The following is a 5,883-nucleotide window of genomic DNA, read 5'->3' as shown; positions in this document are numbered from 1 at the left end:
AGCGGGGGCGCCGCCGGGGCTGCCGTTCGTGCCGCCCGGGGCGCCGCCGGCGCCGGGGGTGCCGGAAATGGGGGCCGGGGCGCCGGAAGTGGGGGCCGGGGTGCCGGAAGTGAGGCCCGGGGCACCTGCGACGGGGTTCGGGGCGCCTGCGGCGGGGTTCCCTCCCCGCTCCGTCCCTTCCCGTGGGCACGGCTCCGCCCCGCGCCCCGGGCCCCGATCGCCGGGCGGGCTCGGAACGCCGCCCCGGGACCCGGAGTCCGGCACTGATGTTTCTGCGAACGAGGAGGCCCTGTGAGTACGCCGTATCCCTTCACCGCCATCGTCGGGCAGGACGACCTACGGCTCGGGCTGCTGCTCAACGCCGTCAGCCCGGCCGTCGGCGGGGTCCTCGTACGCGGGGAGAAGGGCACCGCCAAGTCCACCGCCGTGCGGGCGCTGGCCGCGCTCATGCCGGAGGTCCGGGTGGTGTCCGGGTGCCGGTTCTCCTGCGACCCGACGGCGCCCGACCCGGCGTGTCCGGACGGTCCGCACGAGGCAGGTCCGGGCGTGTCGCGGCCCGCCCGGACCGTGGAACTGCCGGTCGGCGCGTCGGAGGACCGGCTGGTGGGCGCCCTCGACATCGAACGGGCCCTCTCCGAGGGCGTGAAGGCCTTCGAGCCGGGACTGCTGGCGGACGCCCACCGCGGGATCCTCTACGTGGACGAGGTCAACCTCCTCCACGACCACCTGGTGGACCTGCTGCTCGACGCGGCGGCCATGGGTGCCTCCTACGTCGAGCGCGAGGGCGTCTCCGTACGGCATGCGGCGCGGTTCCTGCTCGTCGGGACGATGAACCCGGAGGAGGGCGAGCTGCGGCCCCAGCTGCTGGACCGGTTCGGGCTGACCGTCGAGGTCGCCGCGTCCCGGGACACCGACCAGCGGGTGGAGGTCGTACGGCGCCGGCTGGCGTACGACGACGACCCGGAGGCGTTCGCCGCCCGGTGGGCCGGGGAGGAGTCGGCGTTGCGCGAGCGGATCGCCGCCGCACGCCTCCTGCTGCCCCGGGTGGTGCTCGGCGACGGGGCGCTGCGGCAGATCGCGGCCACCTGCGCGGCGTTCGAGGTCGACGGGATGCGGGCCGACATCGTCATGGCCCGTACCGCGACCGCGCTGGCCGCGTGGGCGGGGCGTGAGGAGGTCACCGCCGAGGACGTGCGGCAGGCCGCGCTCCTGGCGCTCCCCCACCGGCGCCGGCGCAACCCGTTCGACGCGCCCGGGCTGGACGAGGACAAGCTCGACGACGCCCTCCGGGAGTCGGGGGACGACACCGACGGGCCGGACGGGGGGCCGGACGACGACGGACCCGGCGGTGGCGGAGGCGCAGGGTGGCGGCCCCGACGCGCCGGACCGCGGCGAGACGGAACGCGGCGACACGCCCGCCGGGGGCGAGGGGGCGGGGTCCGAGCCGCCCTCCGCGCCGGCCGAGGGGGCCGGCCCCGAGCAGCAGCCCGTCGGGGCGTCGGAGCCGTTCCGGGCGAAGATGCTCAGCGTGCCCGGCCTGGGTGAGGGCGCGGCCGGACGGCGCTCACGGGCCCGTACCGAGCACGGGCGCACGACCGGGGCGCGCCGGCCCGAGGGTGCGCTGACGAAGCTGCATCTGGCGGCGACCGTGCAGGCGGCGGCCCCCCATCAGCGGGCGCGCGGGCGGTCCGGGCGCGGACTGGTCGTACGCCGTGACGATCTGCGGCAGGCCACCCGGGAGGGGCGTGAGGGCAACCTCGTGCTGTTCGTGGTGGACGCCTCCGGGTCGATGGCGGCCCGGCAGCGGATGGGCGCGGTCAAGGGTGCCGTGCTGTCGCTGCTGCTGGACGCCTACCAGCGGCGGGACAAGGTGGGGCTGGTGACGTTCCGCGGGAAGGACGCCGAGGTGGCGCTGCCGCCGACCTCGTCGGTGGACGCCGCGGCGGCCCGGCTGGAGTCGCTGCCGACCGGGGGGCGTACCCCGCTGGCCGCCGGGCTGCTGAAGGCGCACGACGTGCTGCGGGTGGAGCGGTTGCGTGATCCCTCGCGGCGTCCGCTGCTGGTCGTCGTGACGGACGGCCGGGCGACCGGTGGCCCGGACCCGGTGGCGCTGGCCGGGCGGGCGGGCCGGCTGCACGCCTCCGAGGGAACCGCCTCGGTCGTCGTGGACTGCGAGACGGGCGTCGTACGCCTCGGTCTCGCCGCACAGCTCGCCCGGGATCTGGGAGGCGGCGCGGTCACGCTCGACGAGCTGCGGGCCGACTCGATCGCCGGGCTGGTCAAGGACGTACAAGCCGCCGGGAGGGCCGCGTAATGCCACAGGGACAGCCGGTATCGGTACCGGACGACGGACTGACGACACGTCAGCGGCGGAACCGTCCGCTGCTCTTCGTGCACACGGGCATCGGCAAGGGCAAGTCGACGGCCGCGTTCGGGCTCGCGCTGCGGGCCTGGAACCAGGGCTGGCCGATCGGGGTGTTCCAGTTCGTGAAGTCGGCGAAGTGGAAGGTCGGCGAGGAGAACGCGCTGAGGGTGCTCGGGGCGAGCGGCGAGGGCGGCACGGTCGACTGGCACAAGATGGGCGAGGGCTGGTCGTGGGTCCAGCGCGACAACCAGCTGGACAACGAGGAGAAGGCGCGGGAGGGCTGGGAGCAGGTCAAGCGCGACCTGGCCGCCGAGACGTACAAGCTGTACGTGCTCGACGAGTTCGCCTACCCGATGCACTGGGGCTGGATCGACACCGACGAGGTGGTCGAGGTGATGCGGAACCGTCCGGGGACCCAGCACGTGGTGATCACCGGGCGCAACGCTCCGGCGAAGCTGATCGAGGCCGCCGACCTGGTGACCGACATGTCGAAGGTCAAGCACCCGATGGACGCCGGTCAGAAGGGCCAGAGGGGCATCGAGTGGTGAGTGTCCCCCGTCTGGTCGTCGCCGCGCCCGCGTCCAACAGCGGCAAGACCACCGTCGCCACCGGCCTGATGGCGGCGTTCGCGGGGCGCGGGCTCGCCGTGTCCCCGCACAAGGTGGGCCCCGACTACATCGACCCGGGCTACCACGCGCTCGCCACCGGCCGCCCGGGGCGCAACCTCGACGCGTACATGTGCGGGCCGGAACTCATCGCCCCGCTGTTCGGCCATGGGGCCGCCGGGTGCGACCTGGCGGTCGTCGAGGGGGTGATGGGGCTGTACGACGGGGCCTCGGGGCAGGGGGAGCTGGCGTCCACCGCGCAGGTCTCGAAGCTGCTGCGGGCGCCGGTGGTGCTCGTCGTCGACGCGTCTTCGCAGTCCCGTTCGGTCGCGGCGCTGGTCCACGGTTTCGCCTCCTGGGACCCGGAGGTGCGCATCGGCGGGGTGATCCTCAACAAGGTGGGCTCCGACCGCCACGAGGCGCTGCTGCGGGAGGCGTTGGAGGAGACGGGACTGCCGGTGCTGGGGGCGTTGCGGCGGGCTCCGCAGGTGGCGACCCCGTCGCGGCACCTGGGTCTGGTCCCGGTGGCCGAGCGGCAGGCCGACGCGGTGGGGGCCGTGGCGGCGATGGCGGAGCGGGTGCGGGAGGGCTGCGACCTGGACGCCCTGCTGGCCCTGGCCCGTACGGCTCCGGGGCTGCCCGGCGCGGTGTGGGAGCCGGAGCAGCGGCCCGTCGCGGGGGCCCGGCCGGTGGTGGCCGTGGCGGGCGGGGCGGCCTTCACGTTCGCGTACGCCGAGCACGCCGAGCTGCTGAGAGCGGCGGGCGCGGAGGTGGCCGTCTTCGATCCGCTGCGCGACGAGAAGCTGCCCGAGGGCACGGCGGGCCTGGTGATCGGCGGCGGGTTCCCCGAGGTGTACGCCCCCGAGCTGTCGGCGAACGAGCCGCTGCGCGCGGCCGTCACCGAGCTGGCCTCGGCGGGTGCGCCGGTCGCGGCGGAGTGCGCGGGGCTGCTGTATCTGGCGCGTGAGCTGGACGGGCGGCCGATGTGCGGGGTGCTGGACGCCTCGGCCCGGATGTCCCGGCGGCTGACGCTCGGCTACCGGTCGGCGGTGGCGGTGTCGGACAGCGTGCTGGCGGAGGCGGGCACCCGGCTGCGGGGGCACGAGTTCCACCGGACCGTGCTGGAGCCGGGCGCCGGTGCCGTGCCCGCGTGGGGGCTGCACCAGCCGGAGCGGCGGGTGGAGGGTTTCGTCCAGCGCGGCGTGCACGCCAGCTATGTGCACACGCACTGGGCGGCGGCTCCCGGTGTGGCCCGGCGTTTCGTGGACCACTGCCGCCGGCGGGCGGTGTGACCGGTGGGGGTGCGGCGGGGCCGGGGCGGACGGTGCCGCGGCCCTCGGTGGGGGCGGGGCCTCACTTCCCCGCGACGCCGACCACCAGCCAGATGAAGCCCACTCCGGCGACGGTGCACAGCAGCGTGGAGCGGGCGGGGTGGTCGTGGTGCGCCTCGGGCAGGATCTCGGCCGCGGCGAGGTAGAGGAGCGCCCCGCCGAAGAAACCGATGTAGCAGCCGAGCAGTTGCTCCGGAAGAGTGAAGAACAGGGTGGTCGCCGCGCCCACGACCGGGGCCAGGGCGTCCGCGAACAGCATCAGGAGGGCCTTGCGTCGGGCGTTCCCGTAGAGGCTGGTGATCGTGTACGTGTTGAAACCGTCGGCGAAGTCGTGGGTGATGACGGCGAGCGCGACCGCGGCGCCCATTCCGCCACCGATCTGGAACGCGGCGCCCAGCGCGACACCGTCCATCAGGCTGTGGCCCACCATCGCCGCCGCCGCCGTCAGCCCGACCTGCGGCACCCGTTCCTCGCCCGCGCCGTGTGCGGCCTGGCGTACCGCCAGGGAGCGCTCCACGAGGTGGGCGGTCAGGAAGCCGCCCACGAACAGCAGCAGGGCGGCCGGCACACCGAAGACCTCGTCGCCCGCCGCGTCCAGTGCCTCGGGCAGCAGGTCGAGACCGACGACGCCCAGCATCAGCCCTCCGGCGAACCCGAGGACCAGGTGTCTGCGGTCGCTGACGCGCTGCGCGACCCAGCCGCCCGCCAGGGTCATCAGGAACGCGCCGAGCGCGACGAATACCGCCATGGGCCCTTGCTAGCGGATAGGCCCCGCTCCCCGCACCTCAGGCCGCCCTCACCGGGGTCGCCGTGCCGCCCCCGTCCGGAAGGCCCGTTCCATGCCCCGTCAGCCGCTCGTCGTCGGGGTCGGCGCCCGCCGTGGCGTACCTCCCGAGGAGGTGCTGGGGCTGGTGCTCGGGACGCTGGAGGAGGCCGGGCTGCGGGCCGGGGACGTGACCGCCGTGGCGACGCTGGACGCCCGGGCGGACGAGCCGGGGATCACCGGCGCGGCGGCGCGGCTCGGGGTGCCCGTGCTCGCGTATCCGGCCGGGGTGCTGGCCCGGGTGCGGGTGCCTCACCCGTCGCGGGTGGTGCGGGCCGCCGTGGCCACCGGTTCGGTGGCGGAGGCGGCGGCGCTCACGGGTGCGCGCGGATCAGGGGCGGAGGCGCGGGGCGCGTCGGACCCCGCCGAACTGCTGGTACGCAAGCGGAAGTCGGCGTCGGCGACGTGCGCGGTGGCCCGCGGGGTCCCGTCGATGGGCACCCCGGCGTCGACGCATGGCGTCGCGCCGTTCACCATGGCTCCCATGCTGCCCCCCACTGAGCACATCGACAGCGCCGAGCCGGATCTGCGGCACCACGGCGACGCTGAGGTACGCGGTCTGGATCTGACCGATCTCGCCGTGAACGTACGGACCGGTACACCGCCCGGCTGGCTGCGGGAGCGGATAGCCGCGTCGCTGGGATCGCTGGCCGCCTACCCCGACGGGGGCCCCGCGCACGCCGCCGTCGCCGCGCGGCACGGGCTGCCGGTGGAGCGGGTGCTGCTGACGGCGGGCGCGGCCGAGGCGTTCGTCCTCAT

4 protein-coding genes and 1 pseudogene are annotated in these 5,883 nt (G+C 75.5%); 4 read left to right on the top strand and 1 reads right to left on the bottom strand.

Annotated features, from left to right (window positions below):
* Nucleotides 1–291 precede the first annotated feature (291 nt).
* From IH13_RS37885 to IH13_RS0119235, 3 genes and pseudogenes are all read left to right on the top strand, one after another.
* Nucleotides 292–2,314, top strand: a pseudogene (locus IH13_RS37885) (putative cobaltochelatase).
* The gene (gene cobO / locus IH13_RS0119240; protein WP_031086085.1) at nt 2,314–2,913 is read left to right on the top strand and encodes a cob(I)yrinic acid a,c-diamide adenosyltransferase; all 600 of its coding nucleotides are present in this window, start codon (nt 2,314–2,316) and stop codon (nt 2,911–2,913) included. The pseudogene IH13_RS37885 and the gene cobO overlap by 1 nt, the downstream one beginning before the upstream one ends.
* Entirely contained in the window at nt 2,907–4,262 is a 1,356-nt protein-coding gene (locus IH13_RS0119235; RefSeq protein WP_031086084.1) for a cobyrinic acid a,c-diamide synthase CobB, read from the top strand. Before cobO ends, IH13_RS0119235 begins: the two co-directional genes overlap by 7 nt.
* 61 nt (nt 4,263–4,323) lie before the next feature.
* Here the strand turns inward: IH13_RS0119235 and IH13_RS0119230 are convergent, their stop codons facing one another.
* Nucleotides 4,324–5,049, bottom strand: coding sequence for a ZIP family metal transporter (locus tag IH13_RS0119230; protein WP_031086083.1), 726 nt, complete (start codon nt 5,047–5,049; stop codon nt 4,324–4,326).
* Between the two features lie 91 nt (nt 5,050–5,140).
* Between IH13_RS0119230 and IH13_RS40130 the strand changes: the two genes are divergently transcribed.
* On the top strand, nt 5,141–5,883 hold a 743-nt coding region (locus IH13_RS40130), incomplete at its 3' end, for a cobalamin biosynthesis protein (RefSeq protein ID WP_199814749.1).

It is taken from the genome of Streptomyces sp. NRRL WC-3549 (genome assembly GCF_000721935.1).
Taxonomy (GTDB): Bacteria; Actinomycetota; Actinomycetes; order Streptomycetales; family Streptomycetaceae; genus Streptomyces.
Note: the sequence above shows the minus strand (reverse complement) of the source record. Positions and strands in the feature narration are given on the sequence as shown.

What these genes read in the sequence shown, in the direction of transcription:
- IH13_RS0119230 (WP_031086083.1), bottom strand. Translation starts at nt 5,049, where the DNA reads ATGGCGGTATTCGTCGCGCTCGGCGCGTTCCTGATGACCCTGGCGGGC.
- cobO (WP_031086085.1), top strand. Translation starts at nt 2,314, where the DNA reads ATGCCACAGGGACAGCCGGTATCGGTACCGGACGACGGACTGACGACA.